16 protein-coding genes and 1 pseudogene are annotated in these 22305 nt (G+C 57.1%); 11 read left to right on the top strand and 6 right to left on the bottom strand.

Annotation, left to right across the window (positions count from 1 at the left end; all coding sequences use genetic code 11):
• The first annotated feature begins 18 nt into the window (after positions 1 to 18).
• Positions 19 to 2853 (top strand): hypothetical protein, encoded by a 2835-nt coding sequence (locus tag HY298_09935; GenBank protein MBI3850572.1) that lies wholly within the window; start codon positions 19 to 21, stop codon positions 2851 to 2853.
• Positions 2854 to 3175: 322 nt separating this feature from the next.
• Here HY298_09935 and HY298_09930 read toward each other — a convergent pair whose 3' ends face one another.
• Both HY298_09930 and HY298_09925 read right to left on the bottom strand, forming a co-directional pair.
• Complete coding sequence (locus HY298_09930) at positions 3176 to 3577, bottom strand: type II toxin-antitoxin system VapC family toxin (protein MBI3850571.1); 402 nt, start codon at positions 3575 to 3577, stop codon at positions 3176 to 3178.
• Entirely contained in the window at positions 3574 to 3969 is a 396-nt protein-coding gene (locus HY298_09925) for a hypothetical protein (GenBank protein ID MBI3850570.1), read from the bottom strand. Before HY298_09925 ends, HY298_09930 begins: the two co-directional genes overlap by 4 nt.
• A 467-nt stretch (positions 3970 to 4436) precedes the next feature.
• Between HY298_09925 and HY298_09920 the strand changes: the two genes are divergently transcribed.
• A complete protein-coding gene (locus HY298_09920; protein MBI3850569.1) occupies positions 4437 to 8999 on the top strand; it encodes an Eco57I restriction-modification methylase domain-containing protein in 4563 nt (1520 codons plus the stop codon).
• A gap of 4 nt (positions 9000 to 9003) precedes the next feature.
• Positions 9004 to 12378, top strand: a complete 3375-nt coding sequence (locus tag HY298_09915) for a helicase (GenBank protein ID MBI3850568.1) — start codon at positions 9004 to 9006, stop codon at positions 12376 to 12378.
• Between the two features lie 193 nt (positions 12379 to 12571).
• Here the strand turns inward: HY298_09915 and HY298_09910 are convergent, their stop codons facing one another.
• From HY298_09910 to HY298_09900, 3 genes are all read right to left on the bottom strand, one after another.
• Positions 12572 to 12895 carry a type II toxin-antitoxin system VapC family toxin gene (locus tag HY298_09910; protein MBI3850567.1) on the bottom strand — a complete coding sequence of 108 codons (324 nt, stop codon included), beginning with the start codon at positions 12893 to 12895 and terminating at the stop codon, positions 12572 to 12574.
• Positions 12896 to 12966: 71 nt separating this feature from the next.
• On the bottom strand, positions 12967 to 13188 hold the full coding sequence (locus HY298_09905; protein ID MBI3850566.1) for a hypothetical protein: 222 nt from the start codon (positions 13186 to 13188) through the stop codon (positions 12967 to 12969).
• 60 nt (positions 13189 to 13248) lie between these two features.
• The gene (locus HY298_09900) at positions 13249 to 15315 is read right to left on the bottom strand and encodes an ankyrin repeat domain-containing protein (GenBank protein MBI3850565.1); all 2067 of its coding nucleotides are present in this window, start codon (positions 15313 to 15315) and stop codon (positions 13249 to 13251) included.
• A 119-nt stretch (positions 15316 to 15434) separates the two neighbouring features.
• On the opposite strand from HY298_09900, the gene HY298_09895 reads away from it, so the two are divergent.
• Together HY298_09895 and HY298_09890 are read left to right on the top strand one after the other, a co-directional pair.
• On the top strand, positions 15435 to 16076 hold the full coding sequence (locus tag HY298_09895) for a DUF1080 domain-containing protein (protein MBI3850564.1): 642 nt from the start codon (positions 15435 to 15437) through the stop codon (positions 16074 to 16076).
• Between the two features lie 25 nt (positions 16077 to 16101).
• Complete coding sequence (locus tag HY298_09890) at positions 16102 to 17178, top strand: aldo/keto reductase (protein MBI3850563.1); 1077 nt, start codon at positions 16102 to 16104, stop codon at positions 17176 to 17178.
• Positions 17179 to 17212: 34 nt separating this feature from the next.
• On the opposite strand, the gene HY298_09885 is transcribed toward HY298_09890, so the two are convergent.
• Complete coding sequence (locus tag HY298_09885) at positions 17213 to 17803, bottom strand: methyltransferase domain-containing protein (GenBank protein MBI3850562.1); 591 nt, start codon at positions 17801 to 17803, stop codon at positions 17213 to 17215.
• A 357-nt stretch (positions 17804 to 18160) separates the two neighbouring features.
• Here HY298_09885 and HY298_09880 point away from each other — a divergent pair, with 357 nt between their 5' ends.
• The 6 genes and pseudogenes from HY298_09880 (at position 18161) to HY298_09855 (ending at position 22204) form a co-directional block, all read left to right on the top strand.
• Positions 18161 to 18991, top strand: coding sequence for a phytanoyl-CoA dioxygenase family protein (locus HY298_09880; protein MBI3850561.1), 831 nt, complete (start codon positions 18161 to 18163; stop codon positions 18989 to 18991).
• 127 nt (positions 18992 to 19118) lie between these two features.
• Positions 19119 to 19355: a DUF4160 domain-containing protein gene (locus HY298_09875; GenBank protein MBI3850560.1), complete on the top strand. Its 237-nt coding sequence runs from the start codon at positions 19119 to 19121 to the stop codon at positions 19353 to 19355.
• Positions 19336 to 19647, top strand: a complete 312-nt coding sequence (locus tag HY298_09870) for a DUF2442 domain-containing protein (protein MBI3850559.1) — start codon at positions 19336 to 19338, stop codon at positions 19645 to 19647. The genes HY298_09875 and HY298_09870 overlap by 20 nt, the downstream gene beginning before the upstream one ends.
• An 8-nt stretch (positions 19648 to 19655) precedes the next feature.
• A pseudogene (locus HY298_09865) lies at positions 19656 to 19826 on the top strand (aldehyde dehydrogenase family protein).
• 55 nt (positions 19827 to 19881) lie between these two features.
• On the top strand, positions 19882 to 21162 hold the full coding sequence (locus HY298_09860) for a hypothetical protein (GenBank protein ID MBI3850558.1): 1281 nt from the start codon (positions 19882 to 19884) through the stop codon (positions 21160 to 21162).
• Positions 21163 to 21553: 391 nt separating this feature from the next.
• Positions 21554 to 22204 (top strand): hypothetical protein, encoded by a 651-nt coding sequence (locus tag HY298_09855; GenBank protein ID MBI3850557.1) that lies wholly within the window; start codon positions 21554 to 21556, stop codon positions 22202 to 22204.
• The last annotated feature ends 101 nt before the right edge of the window (positions 22205 to 22305 follow it).

The raw sequence follows: 22305 nt of genomic DNA, 5'->3' as shown, positions 1-22305 counted from the left end.
TGTCTATTTTGGCAGTCCTTGTTCCTGCTCACCAGCGTTCAACTGCTCGGCGCCGCGCCGCAGCATTCCAAGCCGGCTCTGACTCTCCAAAACCGTTACGTGCGTTATGAACTCGGTGCCGACGGTCGCAATCTCCACTTTATCGACCGTGCCACGGGCAAAGACTACTGCGCCACAAATCCACCCGCGCCGTTTGCGTCCGTGAAAAAATCGGGCCGCCTGTTCGCAGCCGCGTCCGCGTCTTACTCTGGCGGCAAGCTGGCTGTGGAGTTCGGCGATGCCGGGGTGACGGCCACGCTCAAAGTCACGTCCAAGAAGCAATATTTCGTCTTCGAAGTAACCGACGTTCGCGGCGACGGTGTGGAGGAACTGGTCTTTACCGACCTGCCGCTCACGCTCAAAGGAACTCCCAACGAACCTTTCGCCGGCTGCGCCGTGGCGTTGAATCTTCAGACAAACGTTCGCGATATTCCCGGTGCCAGCCACCAGCTTTGGGCGGCGTGCTATCCGCGTTTCGGTTTGACAGGCGCGCGGGTGGCAGTGATCGGCTGTCCGCCAAAGGAGCTGCGCCGAGTCTTGCAGGAAGTGGTGAGCGCGGCGCCCGACCTGCCACATTCGCCGATCGGTGGGCCGTGGGCGCTGGACTCGGAAAAAAATCGCGGCTCGTACCTCTTCAACTTCGGCGACATGTCGGAAGACAAGGTGGACGACTGGATCAAACTGGCGCGCAGCCTGGGAATTACCCAGATCGATTTCCACGGCGGCAATTCGTTCCGCTTCGGCGATTGTCTGCCCAACCCGAAAACTTACACGAACGGCTGGGCGAGTTTCAAAGCGGTTATCGACAAACTGCACGCCGCCGGACTGCAAGCCGGACTTCACACCTACGCACAGTTCATCGACAAACGCACACCGTGGGTCACGCCCGTGCCCGATCCGCGCCTCGGCAAGGACGCCACCTTCTCGCTGGCAGAACCGTTGACCACCGACTCAACGAACGTTCCCGTTGTCGAATCCACCAAAGCCATGTCCGCAATCACTGGCTTCGCAGTGCGCAACAGTGTGACGCTGCAAATCGACGACGAACTGATTACTTACACCGGCGTCGCCAAAGAGCCGCCGTTTGCATTCACGGGTTGCAAACGCGGCGCGAACGGCACACGCGTCGCGTTGCACGCCCAAGGTGCGAAGGTGCATCATCTCAAGGAATGTTTCGGGTTGTTCGTGCCGGACGGCGATTCGACGCTCTACACCGAGGTCGCCGCCAAAACCGCTGAGGCATTCAACGCGGGCGGGTTCGACATGATCTATCTGGACGCGCTCGACGGCTCCGACATCGTGGGCGGTGGAGAGAATGCCTGGCATTATCAGTCCAAGTTCACGTTCGAGATTTGGAAGCGACTCAAGAAACCGGCGATGATGGAGATGAGCACCTTCAGCCATCATCTCTGGTTTGTGCGCGCGCGCATGGGCGCTTGGGACCATCCGCGCCGCGCTCACAAGAAATTCATCGATACGCACGTCGCCGCCAACGAGGACAATCGCCGGATGTTTTTGCCGGGCCAACTCGGCTGGTGGTCGGTCAAAACCTGGAGCGGCCCGCAAGGTGAACCGACCTTCGCCGACGACATCGAATATCTGATGTGCAAATGTCTCGGCACGGACACCGGCTTCGCGCTCATGGGCGTCGATCCCGCGAACATCAAAAAGATTCCCGCCTACCCACGCCTCGCGACGATCATGCGGCAATACGAAACCCTGCGCCACGCGAACTATTTTTCCGAAGCGGTCAAAGCCAGACTGCGCGCGCCCGGCGATGAATTCACGCTGTTCCAAAGTGCCGAAGGCGAATGGCAGTTCCGTCGCGCGCAATACGACCGTCACAAAGTGGAAGGACTGGACGGTTGGAGCAACTCGTGGTCTATCACGAACAAGTTCGTGCGGCAGCCGCTTCAATTGCGCATCGAGGCGCTTATGTCCGCCGGACCTTACGAAGCGTCGAACAACATCAGCGTTGCAGATTTTCGTGGCGCAAAGGACTTTTCCGACTCGGCTGATCAAACCGGCGTCACCCACAAAATCGACTCGGTGAAGGAGCCGCTGAAATCCGGCGCCGCCAGCGGTCGGTTTAGCGCCACCAATGCGACCTCCAATCGCCGCGGCGCCTGGGCCAAGGCCGGAAGAACTTTTGACCCGTCCCTCAAGCTGACCGGACACGAAGCGTTGGGAGTCTGGGTGCATGGCGATGGCAAAGGCGAGACGCTGAACCTCCAACTCAACAGCCCCGCGCATCTGTTCAGCGGCATTGCGGACAACTACATCGTGGTTGATTTCACCGGCTGGCGGTATTTCGAATTGATCGAGCCGGAGGCGCAGCGGTTCACGGATTACATCTGGCCTTACGGCGACGCGTATTCCATCTATCGCGAGTCGATTCACCCCTCGGCGATTTCCAGCTTGAACCTGTTTTACAACAACCTGCCGCCAAACGATTCGGTGACGTGCCATCTCAGTCCGGTCCGCGCGTTGCCCACCATCAAAGCCAAGTGGCGCAATCCGTCGCTGACGATTGGCGGGCAGACCATCGTTTTCCCGGTGGAAATGGAAAGCGGTTCCTACCTCGAACTCCGGTCGCCGGCCGATTGCAAACTGTATGGCCCGACCGGCGAACTACTGGCCGAAGTGAAACCGCAAGGCGGAGTGCCGATGTTGGAAGCAGGCGTGAATCGAATCACAATCAGTTGCGACGCGCCGGCGGACATGAATCCGCGCGCCTATGTCACCGCGATCACCCAAGGCGAAGTTGTGCGCGGCGTCAACCCGGCCAACAAGCTTAAGTCCGCGAAGAATTGACGGACCGACGCCAACCAACAACTCTCAACCGCAGATGAACGCCGATGGACGCAGATTCATTTGCCGCAGGCGAACCCAGAAAACGCACAGCAGTTTCACCCTCTGCGCCTCGAGCGGGGAGAGGGTCGGGGTAAGAATTCCCCCAAAAGAACGTTCCGCGCCTTGAACCCGTGAACCCACCCCTGGCCCCTCCCAGGAGGGGAGCGCCACATGGTGGATAGTTCCCCTCCTGGGAGGGGTCGGGGTGGGTGTGGTTTGCAGCAGATTCATGGAGGTGTCGAATCCGCGCATTACTCGAAAACAAATTCCTCGCCCTTGCCCGCTACTTGAGCAGCGCCTTGAAGCCCGCCTGCTCGAAATGCCGGTCGCCAGTGAGCGCGTCACTGATTCCCTCATCGTCCATCACGACGAATGACATGCAATCAGTCAGCGGCCAGTCCTTGTCGCGGCGATACCGGTAGAGATGCAGTCCGTCCTCCAGAAGCTGGCGCGAGGCGGGTATCACTGTCGTGCCGGAGTGCGTTTGAATCCAATAGTGGAAACGCGTGAACACATCGCGATTACCCGTCTTGCTCAAGGCGTCCCCCACCTCCACCAGCACGAAATCCGTGGTGACGCGATGCCGGCGTTCCGACCGGCTGGCCGCCACCGCGCGCGGATGATTGGGATCCGCCCGATTGAGGATGGCCAGATAGAACCACGTGTCGGCAAACACCAGGTTCATCGTTTGGGCAGACCGTGCAGATAGTGGTCGTGATTTGCGGAAAGGTCAGCCGGAAGGTTTTCGGTTTCCGCCGCGAGGGCGAGAAGTTTTTCTGTGCTGCCCGCCGCCTCCTGCTGTGTCAACTCCGGCATCGGCTTGTCCGCGCAAATCCACCGCCCGCGACGCGGCTGCTGCTTGTGCTGATGCCCGTGCAGGTAATAGTCGAGATTGATGGACAGATCATCCGGCAGACCGACCACCGTAGGAAACGGGCTGGCGGTTTCGCGGAGCACAAAAGCTTCCTCGGGCGACGCGGAATCCGGCACGGTCAATTGGACTTCCAATCCATCCGGCAGTTTCAATCCCGGCGGCAGGATCACGACGCCGTCTTTGACTGTTCCGGTAAAGCTCATGGTTTTCTTTTCGCCTGAAATGCCCGCAAAAGCAAGTCCGCGTTCCGCCCGCCACGACCCTCAACTCTCAACCAACAACTCTCAACTGCTTCCAACCGCAGATGGACGCGGATTTCTGCCTTCAGCTTTCAACTTTCCCCATTTGATCTTCATTTGACGCTGATAAATTTCCCGCGCACACTCGTCCCTGTCCTAATAACCAAAAGAGAAAAGCTATCGACTAACACTTTTTACATAAACCAATTCGCGGCTTCGGCTGCTGTCCATAACGAAACCTAGGAAATTTCGACGAAGAGCCGCGCTTGAAGTGCGCCCCACCTGGGGCGCATTGAAAGCGTTTCTTCGTGGGCCCTCCTAGGTGCCTGTTATGGGACGCAAGTAAGTGCGTCCCACTTTCATTTCGGGCACCAAGATTCCCACGAGAGGCAGTCTCCAGACAGGGCTGATTCGCGCGCGAGCGAACAGCCATGTCACGACCCGAACGACAACAGAACGTTCTGGAGTTGCTGAAAGGGTTGCGGGGGATCGAACCTCTCAAGCAACTCTTTTGGTCGGAACTCAATTATCAGCGCGTGAACCAGCCGCTTTCACGGCGCGGCTGGACGGAATCGGTGAGCAAGGCTCTGGCGGATGATCCCGTGTTGTTCGCGGGCGGCGGCGAGAATAATGACTTCCACGTCATCTATGCGCGGCTCGCATCTGACAAACTCTTGCTTGGCGGCGAGCGACCCGTCGTTTCGCGATTGCTCAACGAGCATCCTTACACGCTTTTCGTCTTTTCCAATGCCGCACAAAACCGTTGGCATTTTCTCAACGTCAAATACGACGAAACGAGCGACAAGCGCCGTCTCTTCCGCCGCATCACGGTTGGGCCGGAGCAGCGGTTGCGCACGGCGTCCGAGCGGATTTCGCTTTTAAGCCTTGAATCGTTCGGCCTCGCGCCGCTGACGATTCAGCAGCATCACGACGAAGCGTTCGACAAAGAAGCGCTCACCGATGAATTCTTCCGCAAACTCGACAAGCACATCCGCGCTGTCGAGGAAGACCTAAAAGAACATCACAAGCTCGATGGACAGGACGCTTTCGGTGAAGCCCAACTCCTGATTGAGCGGCTCATTTTTCTCTACTTCGCGCAGAATCGCGGCTGGCTGAATCAGGACTCGGAATATCTCATCAAGAATTTCGCCGAACATCGCGGTAAGCCTAGCGCCTTTACCTACTATGCGGATTCACTTCACCGGCTTTTCAAAAGTCTGGCGGAACAAAGTTTTGGCAATCGGCTGCCGGGTGTTCCCTTCCTCAATGGCGGTTTGTTCGATGACGACGAGTTCAAGCCGGAATCGTCCAAGCTCCGCATCCGCAACGCCACCTTCGCCAATCTTTTCGATCAACTCCTCGAAATCTACAACTTCACCGTCCGCGAAGACACGCCGCTCGATCAGGAAGTGGCGGTTGACCCGGAGATGCTCGGCAAGATTTTCGAGAGCATCGTTCTTCACAGAGAATCGGCGGGCACGGAATACCAAGCCCCCAATCTGCGTAAGGCCACCGGCAGCAACTACACCCCGCGCATTGTCGTCCACTTCATTTGCCGGGAGGCGCTGCGGCTGTATTTCGCCGGTCGCGCTGAACAACTGGCCGACCCCGGCACCAAGCACACTTGGTCCGCCCGCGTCACCCGCCTTTTCAAAGAAATTGAACCTGACGACGGCTTCAGTGAGCACGAACTGAAAACATTGCGGGAAGTTCTCTCGCCGACCGAAGCGCGCCGCAGTATCGAAATCCTGAAAAGTCTCCGCACACTTGATCCCTCAGTTGGCTCGGGCGCGTTTCCAGTTGGCCTGTTGCACGAGATGGTTTCATTGCTACGCATCTTTGAGACGGTGGCGGGCGGCTACCAAGACCCGGTCAAAGGCGAGGGCAGCACATGGAAACAGAAAGCCAAGGAACATTTCATCCAGCACAGTTTGTTCGGCGTGGACATTCAGCAGCAGGCCATCGAAATCTGCCGCCTCCGGCTCTGGTTGAGTTTGCTGGTGGACTACGAACTCGGCGTGAATCCATTCGAGGCCGAGCGCAGCAAGTTTATCGAGGCCATCAATCATATTTCCCAACTGCCGAATCTGGAAATGAACTTCCGTCGGGGCGACAGCCTGCACGATTATATCTGCGGCCATCCCGTCCGGCTCGACGGCACGCAACTGACGGATTACACCGACGACCTCGCGCGCATCGAAAAATCCGGGCAGGAACTCCACCAGGCGAAACGTGCCGAGAGAAAGAAACGCCTCCGGCTCGAAATCCTCGCCCAACGTCTCGACCTTGGCAAACGTATCGTCACCGACCAGATTCGCGCGCTCCAAACAAATCAGCAGGTTGGTGACTTGTTTGGCCTGACGGGTTCGGACGCGGCCACTCAACGCCGGGTGGATGCTGAAATTGCCCGCCTTCGTGACGCGCACAAGCAACTGGAAAAAGACGAAAAGGAATTTCAGCGCGTTCAAGCCAAGCCGCTCGACAAGAATTTTTACCGCAACCTCCGCAAGCTGGAAGGTGCAGAGCCGGACGGCCCGCACAATTTCGTCTGGCGGCTCGACTTCCCGCACGTCCTTGCCGAAAAAGATAAGGGAACGGTCTTGGACAATCTCGCGCTCGTCAACGAAGCCGGGCAGGGAGAACTGGTCAAAGCCAAAAGCAAATCGGCGGCTGGCTTCGATTTGATTGTCGGCAATCCGCCGTTCGTTAATGTTCGTTCAAAAGCGAAAGTTGAACTTTACCGCGAGCGTTGGCCGGCCGTCTGCGTCGGTGATTATCAAATGGTCTGTCCGTTCTTTACTCTCGGATTTGGCCTGCTTCGTCCTTCTGGACAATTAGGATTCATCGTTTCAAACGCTTTCTTGAAGCGAGAGTTCGGAAAGCCTTTAGTCGAGGATTACTTCGAGACTGTACATGTTCAGAAAATAGTGGATTGCTCGGGACTAATGTTTCCCGGTCATGGCACGCCTACGTGCATCGTTTATGGGAGGCAGGTTTCAAGTCCGCAAGATGCCGACTGGATGCGGTTGCCTGTTCGCGTTGTCGCTATTCTGCCGAGCGGCGGTGATCTCCGAACTACTCCAGAGGAGAGTCCACTTTGGCATACAATCGAATCCCAGCAAGAACCCATTCCAATTCAAGAGTTGAACAACGCAGAGCAGACCGTCGGATTCCGCAAGCTGTTTGAAGACACCCGAATTGCAGTTGGTGATTGTGACCGGAAAAGAATGTTGCGCCACCCGGCGCTTTTAAGCTTCTACGATTGGCCGACATTGGATGTGTTGAACCGGTCAGATTCAGACCCGTTGCGGGATACTTTGGGCGACGATGTGGGATTTATGTTCATTCTTGGCCGGAATGATATTTTTATGAGCACTGCCGACCATGTGCGGCGGCAGGAGATACCGCCGGCAAGCTTAAAACGGCTCAATGTTGGCGATGAGGTTAGGGACTGGCAGCTATGCGGCGACGCGTTTTTGATTTTTCCGTATGACCAATCTTCGATTCGTTTGCTTGAATTGAGCAACACGTCGCCGATGGGTAAATACTTCGAGTTATTTTCCGAAGAGCTATCGAACAGGCCAACATTCAAGGGGAGCTTCAAAGAAGCGGGCCGAAAGCCCTACCAGTTTCACCAGATGCCGGTCGAACGTGCCAAAAATCCAAAGTCCATTGCGCTTTCTCAAATCTCGACGCACGGTCATTTCGTCGTGGATTTTGACGGTTGCGCATTCAATGAGAAAGCCCCGCTGGTAAAACTCCCGGCAAAAGCCGAGCCGGGTGATTATCATTTGCTTGCTTCAGAACTCAACTCCTCGACTGCGCTTTTCTGGTTAAAGCACGAGTGCTTTAGCAAGCGGGAGTCTGAAGACGGAGATAAGGACACATATTTTGAATTTGCTGGCAAGAAGCTTCAGCGGTTGCCTCTAGCACGATCAATTGCCGACGCCCTGCGCGGCAAACCGAACGCGCTGGCGGAGCGATTGACCGCGTTGTCGCGCGCCTGCTGGGAACGCGGGCGCGTGTTGCCGTCGCTGGCGTTGCGGAAGTTGTTCGAGAAATCCGGCGAGGCGTATCACGCCTGGAACGCCGCGTTGCCCGGCCATGTGGCGCCGCACGCCAAACTCGCAGCGGCCTTCGCCACCACCCCCGAGTTGCAGGAGCGTTTCGCCCGCGCCGTGTCCCTGCGCGAGCAGTTGGGCGCCGGGATGGTCGCCCGGCAGGAAGAAATGGACTGGCTGGTCTATGCCGCTTACGGCCTGTTGCTCGCCGATCATTCCGCCGCGCAAGTTGAAGCCGAACCCGCGCCGCTCAATCAGGCGCAACGCCCTTTCCGTCTATGGGAATCCACCGGTGGCGATTTCGACAAAGCCATTACGCTGATTCCCGCAGACTGGCCGAAGCCGCGCCGCACATTATGGGAAGCGCGCCTCGCCGCCATCCGCGACAACGAACACATCCGCCGCATTGAGCAGCCGGTCTATAAACGCCGCTGGGACGAGCAATGGAAGGTGAGCAACCGTTGGATGGCCGGCCCGGTCGCCTACGCTCAGGAATTCGTGGACGCCTTCCGCTGGTGGCTCGCCGAGAAAGCCGAGTGGCTGCTCGAACACAAGGCCGATGGCGGCCCGGTGGAACTCGGCGGCTGGACGCCCGCGCTGTGGAAAGACAAACGCATCCAAGCCGCATGGCCGGTCGTAGCTGATGCGGTTCATCAGGTCAGGCAGTTCAAATTTGACGCTAGCGAAAACGAGAGCAAGAAATTGCTCGCCCTCGACGCCAGCTACGAATCCTTCTCCAAATTTCTCAAAGAAACCGTTGCCGACGAAACCGTCCCCGCAGGCATCCCGCCCGCAGTCTCGTGGGAAGAATTGGAAAAGAAACAGAAAATCCCCGCCAAAGTCCGGGCCATTCGCGGCAAACTCAATGTGCCGCGCGAACGATTTAACCTGACGTCCACCGGGAAATTCGTCTGGGCTGGCAGGAACGCATGAAATTATGCCCACTCACGACATCATAGATAACCGCAAGGAAAAGCTGGTTGACCACATCAACCGCATCCTGTCGTCAACGGAGTCGGCGCGGTTTGCGGTCGGATATTTTTTCCTTTCCGGGCTGGAGAGCATCGCGCAACGACTGGCAGGTGTGAAGGAGTTGCGGTTGCTCATCGGGAACACGACGAACCGCGAGACGTTGGAGCAATTGGCCGAGGGCTATCGGCGGCTGGACTTGGTGGCGGAAGCGGCGGAAGCCGAAGCGTATCCCAAGCGCACGGATACGAAACGCATGGCCGGTGAAACGGCGGGCAACATCCGGTCGGCCATCGAACTGATGGATCAGACGGATGAAGCGCAGGCGGTGGTGACGACGCTGGTGCGGATGGTCGAGGAGAAACGGCTCAAGGTGAAGGTCTATACCAAAGGCCGGTTACACGCGAAGGCTTACATTTTCAATTACGGGAAAATCTATGACAAGCAGGGAAAAGAACTTGAACGGCAGGAAAAAGGTATCGCCGTAGTCGGCTCGTCGAATCTCACGCTGTCGGGCGTCACCCACAACACAGAGTTAAACGTGTGTGTGCAGGGGAATGATAATCACAAGTTCCTCGGCGATTGGTTTGATGAATTGTGGAAGGAGTCGCAGGACTTTGACGAAGCGTTGATGCAGGAGATGAAGCAGTCCTGGGCGGTCGCGTCCGTGCGCCCGTATGACGTGTACATGAAGACGCTCTACACGCTGGTGCGCGACCGGCTCGAAGGCGAAAACGACAAGGATATTTTGTGGGATGACGAAATCACGAAGCGGCTGGCGGATTTTCAGAAAGTGGCGGTGCGGCAGGGGGTGCAGATCATCAAGGATTACGGCGGCGCGTTCGTGGCGGACGTGGTTGGCTTGGGCAAGAGCTACATCGGCGCGGCCATCGTGAAGCATTTTGAGCGCACGGATCACGCGCGTGCGCTCATCATCTGCCCCGCTCCACTGGTGGAGATGTGGGAGCGATACAACGAGGTGTATCAATTGAACGCCCGGGTGCTTTCGATGGGGTTTCTGCGCGAGGACGACGATGGCGCGGTGAATACGCTGCTGGAAAACGTGCTCTACAAGGACCGTGATTTCGTGCTGATTGATGAGAGCCACAACCTTCGGCATCGCGACACGCAGCGATACAAGGTGGTGGAGGCGTTTTTGAGCACTGGCCGGCGTTGCTGTCTCCTGACGGCCACGCCGCGCAACAAAAGTGCGTGGGATGTTTATTCCCAAATCAAGTTGTTCCATCCGGATGACAAAACGGATTTGCCAGTTGATCCGCCAGACTTGAAGCAATACTTCAAATTGATTGAGGATGGCCAACGGAAGCTACCGGACTTGCTGGCGAATATTCTCATCCGCCGGACGCGCAATCATATTTTGCGCTGGTATGGTTTTGATTCCGAGACGCACCAGCAGGTTGACCCGTCACAGTTCCGGGATTATCTCGACGGCAGAAAGCGGGCGTATGTGTTCGTCGGCGGGCGTCACCAGTTTTTCCCCAAGCGCGAGTTGGAGACGATTGAATACAGCATCGAGGACACTTACCGCGGGTTGTACCAGGAATTGCTCGGCTATATCGGCAAGCCCTCAAAAAAGAAAACGCCGCGACGCATCATCCAACCTACCGGCGAGGAACTCACCTACGCCCGGTATGGACTGTACAACTACGTGCCTGCCGAGAAACAAAGGCGTGAGCCTTACGCCAGCTTGCACCGCGCTGGCGCAACGCTGCGCGGCCTAATCCGCATTCTTCTCTTCAAACGGTTCGAGTCGAGCGTCTTTGCGTTCAAGGAGACTGTCCGCCGACTGCTTCTGGTCCATGAGCGATTCTTGCAAGCACTGGAGCTAGGCTTTGTTCCTGCGGGCGACGAGGCACAAGCGATTCTTTACGAACCGAACCAGGCCGAGGAACAAGATTTGATGGACGCGCTGCGGCAGGTGTCAGGCCGATACGACATTGGTGACTTTGATTTGTCGCGCCTGAAAGCGGCCATCGAGCACGACGTGAAGCTGTTGAGAAAAATCCTGGAGTGCGTCAAGCCGATCACGCCGGAGCAGGATGCCAAGTTGCAAAAGTTGAAAGAATACCTGGGGAAAAAGCCGCTGAAGGATGGGAAGCGGTTGATCTTCACGCAGTACGCCGACACAGCGAGATACCTCCACGACAATCTGAATCCCGGCGGCAAACGGGACGACATTGACGTGATTTTCAGCGGCGATAAAAGCAAGGCGCGAGTTGTGGGGCGGTTCGCGCCGAAAGCAAACCCGGAGTACAAATCCACGGCAGGTGAGAAAGAGTTGTTCACGGTGGTGGCGACGGACGTGCTGGCGGAAGGATTGAACCTTCAGGACTGCGACAACATCCTCAATTATGACCTTCACTGGAATCCAGTCCGGCTCATTCAGCGCTTCGGGCGCATTGACCGCATTGGCAGCGACCACGATGTGGTTTACGGATTTAATTTCCTGCCGGAAACCGGCTTGGACAAGAACCTGGGGTTGAAGCAGAAGCTTCACAACCGCATTCAAGAAATTCACGACACCATTGGTGAGGACTCGGAAATTCTCGACCGCACCGAGCGGCTGAACGAAGACGCCATGTATGCCATTTACGAGGAAAAGCATGGCGGCCAGTTGAGTCTGTTTGAAGATGAGGAAGACGAGTTCCTCGACCTGAATGAGGCGGAAGAAATCTTGCGGCAGTTGCGGAAGGAGAACCCGGCAGAATACGGGAGGATCGCTGATTTGCGCGACGGCATCCGCGCGGCAAAGTCATCCACGCTCAAGGGACAATTTGTTTTTTGCGAGGCGTCGTATCCCGAACGTGAATCCTCGAAGGGATACCAGCAATTGTTTCTGCTCGATGCAAACGGCGCGGTCGTGTCGAAAGACATTCCAAAGATTCTTAGCGCGATCAAGTGCGGACCGGAATTGAAGAGCCAAGCGCTGCCGAAAGATTACAACGTGTCCGTGATGCGAGTGCAACGGCAGTTCGCCGAAGAAGTGAAGCACCGCCAAGCCGAGCGTACGCATACCTTGTCTTTGAGCCACGGGCAGAATTATGTCTTGCGCGAGTTGCGCGTGCTGTTTGGGGCCAGCACGGATGAAGATCAGAAGGCAATGATCAACGTGCTCGAAAAATCTTTCCGAGGGCCAATAACACGAGCCGTCAACCGCGAAGTGGTGCTTCTGCGGCGGAACGGCATGAGCGGTGAACCGCTTCTGAAGGCGCTCGCCCGCATTTACGACCAGCATAATCTCCGTGACTGGCTTGACCGGCGAAGCCTCCATCCCACAGGTCGACCAGTCCCGAGAATCGTTTGCAGCGAGGCGCTGGTCTAGATTGCGGGAAATCCAGTCAACCAAGGAGACTTGGAGAATTTATTTAGACAGTTTAGCCACGGTTGAAATTATGGGATTTTATCTTAGTGACTTTCAGTTCTGGAAATTGGCGGAGATTCGTGAAATTCGCGTCAACCTCTCCGATCTGCGTCTCCCGCCTTGACTCCGTTTCGGCGTGGCAATGGCGGCGAGTTTATGCCGGGCGGCTCGGATCAAGAAGTTTCAGGTCTTGAAAATAATCCCGGTAATAACCCCGGTCGCGGGCTAAAAGACCGTCGGCATGAAGTTGCGCGTGGGCGGCAACAAGGAAGTCCGGCACGACCCGGCCGCGTTTGCCGCCGCGCTCCAAATAACGATGAAACATGCGTCCCGCAAGCACGGAGCTTTCTGCGGATGAAGGAAGAAAAGCGAGGTGCCAGTCGGCGAGAAACTCCTGGACGGAAGCAGGCGTGAGCACAGGAACAATTTCGGCAACGACTATTTCGCAAACGATCAAACCACCTTCGGGATGAAGCATTGCGCAGAGCAGCTTCCGAGCGTGCCGCGTGCAGTGGGTCTGCCAGCAGCACATCAAGCAACACCGAGGTGTCAACTGCCGTTGCCATCGCGAGTCACTTGCAGGTAGGCGTCGGCGTTGCGGCCAACTGGCAGCCGCCCGCGTCCGCGCCATTTGGCCAAGGCGTCTCCGGCGAGCGGCAGCGGCGTGTCAACCTCACGAACGAGATACTCGTGCAGCCATTTTGCGACGGCGCGCGCTTCCGATGTCGGAAGGTTGCGAATGGCGGTTTCAATTTCTGTCGCCGTGCTCATGGTGGAAATATTAACCGGGATGTTTATTTGGAGCAAGTCGGGTTTTGCGATACTCGGCGATCAGCGGCGCGCGACGGCGTCCGTCGCACTGGCTGTGACTTTGGTTTCTTCCGGGAGACTCAAGGCCAGCACCGCCCAACTCGTCGCGGCGGCGGAGATCCACGAGTCCCGGCCATGCGGGAAGCCACTCTTCATCGTCGGTTGGAAAGGAAACGCGCGGCGACGAACAAACCATGTGCCGTCGTCGAGCTGGGTCTGGAGCAGGTATCGCCGGGCGTGGTCAAGAGCGGGATGCGAACCGGCAATTCCCGCCCCGATGCGCAACGCGTACACGCTTTGTCCGGTGGCGAAGGCGTCGCTCTTGAGCGTTGGCAATTGCGACCAGCCGCCGTCACTGTGTTGCTCGGCGAGCAGGGCTTTGGCCAGCGGTTGCAGTCGGCGCGCCGGTTCGCCGGCCCAGGCCAGCCCGAGAATCTGGAATACGCGGCCGCTGTTGTTCTCCGGTTTCACCGACCACAACCATTGGCGTGCGCGCTCGACGCGTTTTGCGAATTCGGCTTTGCGTCCGGGCAGCGGATAGCGCTGCAGCGCATGGATGGCGAGCGCCGTGGCGCCGATGTCGCCGGTTTGAAGGGGAGGCCGGGGCAGATTGTTGAACCATCGTCCGTCCTCACCTTGAATCGCGGACAGATGATGCACCCAGGAATCGGTGAATTCATCGGCGGGTAGTCCGTCCGCCGCATAACCAAAAAGTGAGTAACCCTTGGTCTGCACCGGGTCAGGGTGAAAGAGCGCCTGCCAGTCGGCTTCGATGTTCTTCAGTTCGCCTTTGTGCATTAGTTCCTCCAGTTGCCGCTCGGCGTCGGTGTCCACCTTGACCTGTTGTCGTTTCGCGAAACCAATCGCGGCCAGCGGCAGGGATTGCTGGTGACAGGAGATGCAGTCCTGGTGCGAGGCGTGATTCACGAAGGCTTGCTTGGATTGCAACGAGCTTTCTTGAAGTGGCGGCAGCGCACGGCCGATCGCCGAACGCAAGGTCGCGCTGTCGAGTCGATCTGGAAGAGCGCGGGCCGGCGCCGCCAGCGAAGGCAGGCGGTCCGGGGTTTCATTGGTGGCGCCGGCAGCCAGCAGCGCCGCGAGAATCGGCGTCTCCCCGCGCCGCCGGGCCAGCATCAATGGTGTTTGCGGTACGCTCATGAACGCGTCCACATTCTCACCGCCGCCGAGATTGGGGTCGGCACCGCGACTGAGCAGGAGTTTCACGAGCGAGGCGTCGCGCTGTTCTGACGAGGCCGCCCAGTGCAACGGCGTGTAGCCATCGCCGTGCCCGGCCTGATTCACTTGCGCGCCGCGATCGATCAGGAACCGCGCCGCCTCCGTGTGGTTGGCCCACGCGGTTTGCGACAGCGGTGTGCCGAGGAATCCTTCCCCGTTAACGTCCGCGCCAGCGTCAATCAGCTGTTTCATGATCGCGGTGTTGCCACGGTAGGCGGCCCACATCAGCGCGCTACGGCCGCCGCCAAAGATAAAAGCCACATGATCAACGACGGGTTGGGCATTCGCGTTGGCGCCATGCTTCAGCAGCAGGCGGACAGAGGTGTCGTCGCCGCTGGCCGCCGCCGCCATCAAGGCCGTGGCGCCCCAATTGTTCGTGGCATTGGGGTTCGCGCCGTGCGCGAGCAGCAGTTCGACCGCACGATGGGAATTTGCCGGACGGGCAGCGAGCATCAACGCGGTATTGCCCAGCGTCGATTGCGCGTTGATGTCCGCTCGACGTTCCAAAAGCAAGCGGAGCTTCTCGTAATCGAACGCAGCGCGCATCAAAGGAGTCGCGCCCGCCGCATTGGAGACGTTGACTTCCGCGCCACGATCCAACAGCAGCTTGACGCAGGCAGAATCGGCATAGACGGCAGCCAGCATCAGGGGTGTGTTGCCCTGTGCGTCCCGGGCGTTGGCGGGCGAACCGTGGTCCAGCGCGTCGCGGAGCCGGCGCACATCGCCGCTGCGCAGAACGGCGCTAAATTCAGGAGTGATTGACGGTTGTCCCACGGGAGCCGCCTCGGTGTGAAGCAGACCACCGCAGAGTGACAACACCGCGAGCGAAAGAATCGATTGGATTGTTCTCATAGGCGTTGTTCCATTTAGAGAATTCTCTCCGGGTTGGCAACGCTTATTTCGGTTTTTTTCGCGCTTGCTCCCGGGCTGACTCGCGCGCACAGTGTCGGTGGCGACCAGTTCCAAAAGTTATGACCTCAACACTTTCTTTTGGTGTCGGCATCGTCGGGTGGTTTATCGCCTCGGCTGCCTTGACCGTGGCGCGCGCGGACGACTTCAAGCCCGAACCTGGCTACATCAGTTTGTTCAACGGCAAGGACCTCACCGGCTGGGGTTACAAGACGAATAATTTCGACGGCAAGACGCAAAGCGATGACGGGCGTTTCACGGTGAGGGACGGCGTCCTGGTGGTAAATCCCAAAACTCCCCGTCTGGAGCAGGCGTTGTGGACAACGCGCGAGTTCCCAAGGGATTTCAATCTCAAGCTGGAATTCCGCGCTGGCGTGAATGCGGACAGCGGCATTTTCATCCGCGGACCGCAGCTTCAGTGTCGCGATTACCTCGTCGCCGGCCCTTACAAGGAACTTAAGAAATACAAACCGCAAGACTGGAACGAAATCCAGATCACGGTGCGGAAGAATGTCGCCCATTGCACCTGCAACGGGGAAGTGCTGGAAGATGCGCTCCAACTTCCGGCCACCGGCCCCATCGGTCTCGAGGCTGACCGCGGTCAAATGGAGTATCGCCGCATTCGCCTGCTGGGGCCGCCGCAAGCTCCGGGAGCGTTGAGAATCGTCCCGCAAGGGGGAACCAATTTGTTAACGGGAAAGTGAACCATGAACCTAATGGAGGAGTCCGATGAAAAAATCTTTGCTCGAAGTCACCCCGTCTCTGCAAGCGACCGCGTTCGACAGTAACACACAGCGAACTGCCGGCGGTGCCGGTGTCACCCGACGAGAGTTCGTCAAGTTGGCGGTCGCAACCAGCGTGGCCGTTGCCGCCGATCCTCGCGGCTGGGCCGTTGAAACAAGAAGCGAAATGCCTTACCGCACATTGGGGCGCACGGGCGAGAAGGTTTCGGCCATCGGCTTGGGCGGCTATCACATCGGCGTGCCAAGAGAAGAGCAGGAAGGCATTCGCATCATTCGCACCGCCATTGATCGCGGGATCAATTTCATGGACAACTGCTGGGATTATCACGACGGCGGCAGTGAAATCCGCATGGGCAAGGCGTTGCGCGACGGCTATCGCGACAAGGTCTTTCTGATGACCAAGATCGACGGCCGCGGCAAAGCGGCGGCGGCGAAGCAAATCGATGAATGCCTCCAACGGTTGCATACGGACCGCATCGACCTGATGCAGCATCACGAAATCATCCGGCTCGAAGACCCGGACCGCGTCTTCGCGGAAGGCGGCGCGCACGAAGCCATGTTGGAAGCGAAGAAGGCCGGCAAGATTCGCTACATCGGTTTTACCGGGCACAAGGATCCGCTCGTACATCTGCGGATGCTGGAGATCGCCGCCGACCACAAGTTCCATTTCGATGCCGCGCAGATGCCATTGAACGTGATGGACGCGCACTTCCGGAGTTTCGAGCACAAAGTTCTTCCCGTGCTGGTGAAGGAACAGATCGGCGTGTTGGGAATGAAATCGATGGGCAGCGGGGCGATTCTGAGAAGCAACACGGCTTCGGCCATCGAGTGCCTGCACTATGCCATGAACCTCCCGACCTCGACGGTGATCACCGGCATCGACAGCATGAAAATTCTCGATCAGGCGTTTGAGGCCGCGCGCACGTTCAAACCGATGAGCAAGACGGAGATTTCAGCATTGCTCGCTCGCACATCGGCCGCCGCCGCGACCGGGCGCTATGAACAGTTCAAGACGACCGAACGCTTCGATGGGACGGCGCGCAATCCACATTGGATGGGGTGACGGGCGAGGAACTCCGCTCGAACCCAGCATCACCCTACTTGCGGCGCATGAGGATGGACCAAGCGAGCGGACGGAAATTACTCTGACCGGTGGAGAACCGGAACTCGCGCAGCTCGAGTATTTCAAACAGCGGTCCAAGCTCCGCACGGATTTCGTTTTCCTGAACGACCGGCGGGCCATTCTCAATCTTCTCCTTGGCGTTGCCGGCCAGACTCAACCACCAACTGCCCTGACGAGTGGCGCGCTTGAGGAATTCTTGAAATCCCTTCAAGTCCTCCGTGCGGAGATGATGATAAACGCCGCGGTCGAACAGAATATCATACAGCCCGCCCAGGTCGTCCTTCAACACATCGGCCACGCGGAAATCCACCGTCACCCCGGCCTGCCTGGCCTTTTCGCGCGCCGCCAAGATCGGCTGCTCGACGTAATCCACCGCCGTCACTGTGTATCCGCGCCGGGCCAGTTCGAGGGCGTTCGTTCCCGTGCCGCAGCCAATTTCCAGAACCGTTTTCCCCGTCAGCTTCCCGGCGTTCAACACCCGGAGCAACTCCTCGCTCGGTCTGCCGGAATCCCACGGCGTTTCCGCCCGGGCATATCGCTCAACAAAATTAACGTCTTCAGGCATAAGATTCCTTTCCTCAATCGATGACTCGCCGCACGTGGTTTACGGCTCGGTAGTTCGTTGGACACTGCGACCTCGCAAGTCGCTCAAAAAAAGAGAGCCTCCAGTGTTGGGCCGTTGGAAATCTCGTATCGGGCAATGCACTTGATTCACCATGCTGCCGACTGGAACAACCTGAAGGTTGAACTCCAACGAAGACGGTCTGTGCGCGACGCTGGAGTTCACGCTTTAGCGTGTCCGGTGAGCCAAGGGGAACCGAGCGCATCGCGCAAATGTGGAATTCCAGATGCACGCAAATCCAACCTTGTAGTTCGAGACAGAAACCTTATCTTGGAAGCCAGAACTCAACATCCCAAGCTTATGCCAAAGAAAAATCTTTCCGACGAGCAGATCGCTCAATTCCATCGCGATGGCTATGTAATTCTCCGCTCACTCTTCGACGCTGAAGAGATGGACATCCTGCGCTCGGCGGCCAAGGCCGACGCGGCGATGAAGAAGAACGCCTACGAAGTCGCTGACGGCCAGGGCGCGGCCATCAGACTCGTGCTCTGGAACAAGGCCGGCGAGGATATTTATGGCTCGGTGGCACGCTGTCCTCGCATCGTGGACACGATGGAGCAATTGCTCGGCGACGAAGTTTATCACTATCACTCCAAGATGAGCATCAAGGAACCGTTCACTGGCGGCGCGTGGAATTGGCATCAGGATTACGGCTACTGGTACATGAACGGTTGTCTCTTCCCCGATCTAGGGTCGGCGTTCATCGCGGTCGATCCGAACACGCGCGAGAACGGTTGCATGCAGGTGTTGCGCGGCTCGCATAAACTTGGCCGCATCGAGCACGGCAAATACGGCGACCAGACTGGGGCGGACCCCGAACGCGTCGAGCAGGCGAAGAAAGTCATGGAGTTGGTTTATGTGGAAATTGATCCCGGTGACGTGTTGTTCTTCCACAGCAACACGCTGCACGCTTCCGACCAGAACAAATCGCCGCACCCTCGCTGGTCCTTCATCTGTTGCTACAACACGAAACACAACAATCCGTACAAAGCCAGTCACCATCCCTGCTACGAGAAACTGGAGAAAGTCCCGGACTCGCGGCTCAAGGAAATGGGCGCGAAACTCTTCGCAGAGAACGCGGAGTTCTGGAATCCCAGCGCCGACAAGTCGATGGCGGGTGGAAAACGCTGAAGTGGAGTTAGTCGGTTTGCAGTTGGCTGGCGAGACAGCGCGCAGTGCATTCGGCCGCTGCGGGAAGAACCAGTTGATTAGGAAGGCGGCGTTCAAGAGTTGAAAACGTATGGTTGTGTAAATTTATATGCCGACGGTTTTGCGCATTGGGCCGTATCGTTTTTTCTTTTACGCGGGCGATCGCGACGAGCCGCCCCATATCCACGTCGAGCGCGACCGGAGCAACGCCAAGTTCTGGCTCAACCCGGTGCGGTTGCAAAGGAGCGGTGGATTTGGTAGCGTTGAACTCAATCGAATTCAGCGGTTGCTTGAAAAGCACCGCGAAGAACTGTTAGAGGAATGGAATGAATACTTTGGTGGATGAACCACGGGCTGTCGCGGGCGAAAACGTAAAAGTGACCGCGGACACGCTGATGGTGACACTTTCCGACGGACGCACCATCACCGCGCCGCTCGCTTGGTTTCCGCGGCTGTTGCACGGCACGGCCAAGGAACGCAACCACTGGCGCTTCATCGGTCGCGGCGAAGGCATCCACTGGCCGGACTTGGACGAGGACATCAGCATTGAAGGGCTGGTGCTGGGCAAACCATCGGGCGAAAGCCAGCAGTCTTTTGCGCGTTGGTTGGAAAAACGCGGCAAGCGCAAGGCCAGGTGAAACTGCCCGACAAGGGCAGCAAGATATTCAAGATGGTCAACAAGCTGCGCGCCGGCGGCGTCTGGGCGAACACCTATAAGAAGTTCGACCCGACGAGTCCGTTCGGCGGCTACAAGGAAAGCGGCTTCGGTCGCGAGGGCGAATTGCAAGGCCTGGCGGCGTATTGCCGGCTGGATTGAACGGGCTACAAAATCATCACTTCTCGTCGCTGCGATGACCTGCTAACTTGTTCATGTGTCCAACGCACTGACAAAACTACCGAAGAAGCCGAAAAACCGCTTTGAGGTTTATCGTGTTTTCAACGGTTTGTCGGCTGAAGGGAAGGAAGGGCTTGAGCGTGGGCGTATGCGTGTTCCGCTGGTTAAAACTTTTTTGCTGGAGCACGTGAGTTCAAGAAACGGCGCGAAGGTCAGACCACTCACCGAAATCTGGAGGGACTTGCATACCGAGCCAACTCAGATAGACGAAAGCTTTTTCTCAGTCGAGGATTTGGTGAAAGAATCTGAAACTGCAGTGCCAATGCGGACAATCACCGGTTACTTGGAGCGATACGACGAACGGTTCTTCGCTTACTACACAACCGAGGACAGCTTGAACGCGCGAAAGCGAGTCACAAAATGGGCGACGCGTTCGCCCGATTTGGACTTTGCTTGGTTTACCAGCCCACTGCTAAAGGCGCTTTGGGACAGGGATGTATCGCTGCGTGGGGATCTTCGCTTTGGCAAACTGGTTTTTAGGCATGAAAGCGTGTTCGAGTTGCCAGAGGATGCTGTGGACGCAGTAGAAGATGAAGAGGCAACTGCTCTCGCCGAAGAACCAGAGACGGATGAGTCTCCAGAATTGGAGAGGCGCAAGTTCCGCTCCGAAATGGGAGACTGCATCGGGCGCATCCGCAAATCTTTAGACGCCTTGCAAGACAGCTACTCGCCTCTCAACGCTCTTTTCTCTGTTCGGATTCCATCTCACCTTGGCCGAGGTGGTCACGAGTTGTTTCAACATGGCCAGGTGACAAATCGCGCAGACAATTTTGAGGATCACCGGAATACCGCTCGCTATCTTTACCGCATCTATAAGTCCGTCTTGGAGACAACCGAGGATCATGCTTGGGGAGAGCCGCAGGCGAACCAGGGCAAGGTTGTAGGTTGGGGCGGTGTTCCGCTCATTGTCACTTTTCTCGATGAGCCGCTGTCGAAACCAACATTTGATTTTTGGATTTCCAGAGCGTTTCGCAAGAATGGCCTTTTCAAACTTTGGGGAGAGCCACTTCGCCTCGGCCCAACAAAGGTTCACGTTTACGGAGCGGATCGTCATCTGTGGCAGCCAATCAATATGGAACTCACGGAACGTGGAGTGGTTGCAATTCTACCACATGGAACTTGTGGCAACACGTTTCATCGCCTTGTGACGAACATTCAGCGCTACGTTTGTCCCAAGATTGATGCATGGCTGGGCAGTAAACGCTTCGAAGCGTTCCTCGACAAAATGGATCTCAAAGCGGCCAACAATGAATCCTGAAGAAGCCATCCGCGACCCAGTTTTCCAGTTGAATCTGCTGGTCTGGATGGCCAAAGAGCAGCCGCAAAATGGCTTCCGAGTCCGCGCGTTTTTCCACGAGCACGGCTTTCAACTGCATTACATTGAGCAACCATTCCCATTCCCAACGGAAGCGAGAAACCAGATCGAATCTATTGCACAGACTCTATCACTTGAAATCAATCTGAACCCAGAGCCGGAGTTGACAGTTCTGCGGCACACGGACGGACGGGCGATTTACTTCGAAGCCAAAACACAGGGCTTTTCGCAGGCAAGTTCAAATTCAAGACAGGCGCGCGGACATCTGCTGGCTTGTGGGCCGTCGTTCGCGGAAGTTTACAAACCGCTTGCCGGCGCGCTGCTCGACTACGTCGTGCCATCCGAAGACGTGGATTCGATGCGCAACTGCTTGAGCGCGCTGAAGGTTGGACTTAAATCAGCAAAACTTGAGGCCGGAGATTTTGCGGTAGATGGGTTGTCCATTCGCGGCGCTGAACTGGTATATCACCTAGACAAACCGATCCGCGCGCTCCTATCAACATCTGAAAAAGAGGTCGCCGTGATGAAGGGTCTGGACCAAGAAACAGACCCAAGCCCGTTGTTGCTTGTCTATTCGGATGAAGACTGCCCCGACAGCGCGCGAGCCGGGTATTACCGTCGAGTGTTGCAGAATCAAGCTGTGGCTAATTTGCTGTGCATTTTACATCGCAGAACTGATGAGCAAACTCTTGAAATCAGCGCCCAAGAATTGTTGAAGCTGACTACCATCGGAGTTTTTGACTTCTTGGGACGCGGACGACAGAAGAGCATGGAGCGCGTCATTACTGAGAACATTTTCCGACGAATCTTTGAATACTGGAAAGAGAGATTGCCAAACAAAGTCCGCTTCGCAACGAAGACAATAATCTTTGAATTCAAGAACCCGTCCGACCGCGAAACTGTTCTGGATTGGTTGGAGGATGTTAAGCGAGTTGGCTTTGATGACAAGAAGCCGGACGGCCAGCCAGATTTATTCAACCCTTGAGTTTCGGCCTGTCGGTAACCTCGCCCCACCGGACGCAATCAGTTAGGTCGACGTAATATTACATTTAACCACATCCGGAATTTCCTGCGCATTAATGACCG

The sequence above is a fragment of the Verrucomicrobiota bacterium genome (assembly GCA_016200005.1).
Lineage (GTDB): Bacteria > Verrucomicrobiota > Verrucomicrobiia > Limisphaerales > PALSA-1396 > PALSA-1396.
The sequence above is the reverse complement of the archived record's forward strand: the minus strand, read 5'-3'. Positions and strand labels throughout refer to the sequence as shown.

Coding starts and splice junctions, on each gene's coding strand:
- HY298_09930 (MBI3850571.1), bottom strand. CDS start 3,577: ATGAACCTGGTGTTTGCCGACACGTGGTTCTATCTGGCCATCCTCAAT.
- HY298_09925 (MBI3850570.1), bottom strand. CDS start 3,969: ATGAGCTTTACCGGAACAGTCAAAGACGGCGTCGTGATCCTGCCGCCG.
- HY298_09920 (MBI3850569.1), top strand. CDS start 4,437: ATGTCACGACCCGAACGACAACAGAACGTTCTGGAGTTGCTGAAAGGG.
- HY298_09915 (MBI3850568.1), top strand. CDS start 9,004: ATGCCCACTCACGACATCATAGATAACCGCAAGGAAAAGCTGGTTGAC.
- HY298_09910 (MBI3850567.1), bottom strand. CDS start 12,895: ATGCTTCATCCCGAAGGTGGTTTGATCGTTTGCGAAATAGTCGTTGCC.
- HY298_09905 (MBI3850566.1), bottom strand. CDS start 13,188: ATGAGCACGGCGACAGAAATTGAAACCGCCATTCGCAACCTTCCGACA.
- HY298_09900 (MBI3850565.1), bottom strand. CDS start 15,315: ATGAGAACAATCCAATCGATTCTTTCGCTCGCGGTGTTGTCACTCTGC.
- HY298_09895 (MBI3850564.1), top strand. CDS start 15,435: ATGACCTCAACACTTTCTTTTGGTGTCGGCATCGTCGGGTGGTTTATC.
- HY298_09890 (MBI3850563.1), top strand. CDS start 16,102: ATGAAAAAATCTTTGCTCGAAGTCACCCCGTCTCTGCAAGCGACCGCG.
- HY298_09885 (MBI3850562.1), bottom strand. CDS start 17,803: ATGCCTGAAGACGTTAATTTTGTTGAGCGATATGCCCGGGCGGAAACG.
- HY298_09880 (MBI3850561.1), top strand. CDS start 18,161: ATGCCAAAGAAAAATCTTTCCGACGAGCAGATCGCTCAATTCCATCGC.
- HY298_09875 (MBI3850560.1), top strand. CDS start 19,119: ATGCCGACGGTTTTGCGCATTGGGCCGTATCGTTTTTTCTTTTACGCG.
- HY298_09870 (MBI3850559.1), top strand. CDS start 19,336: ATGAATACTTTGGTGGATGAACCACGGGCTGTCGCGGGCGAAAACGTA.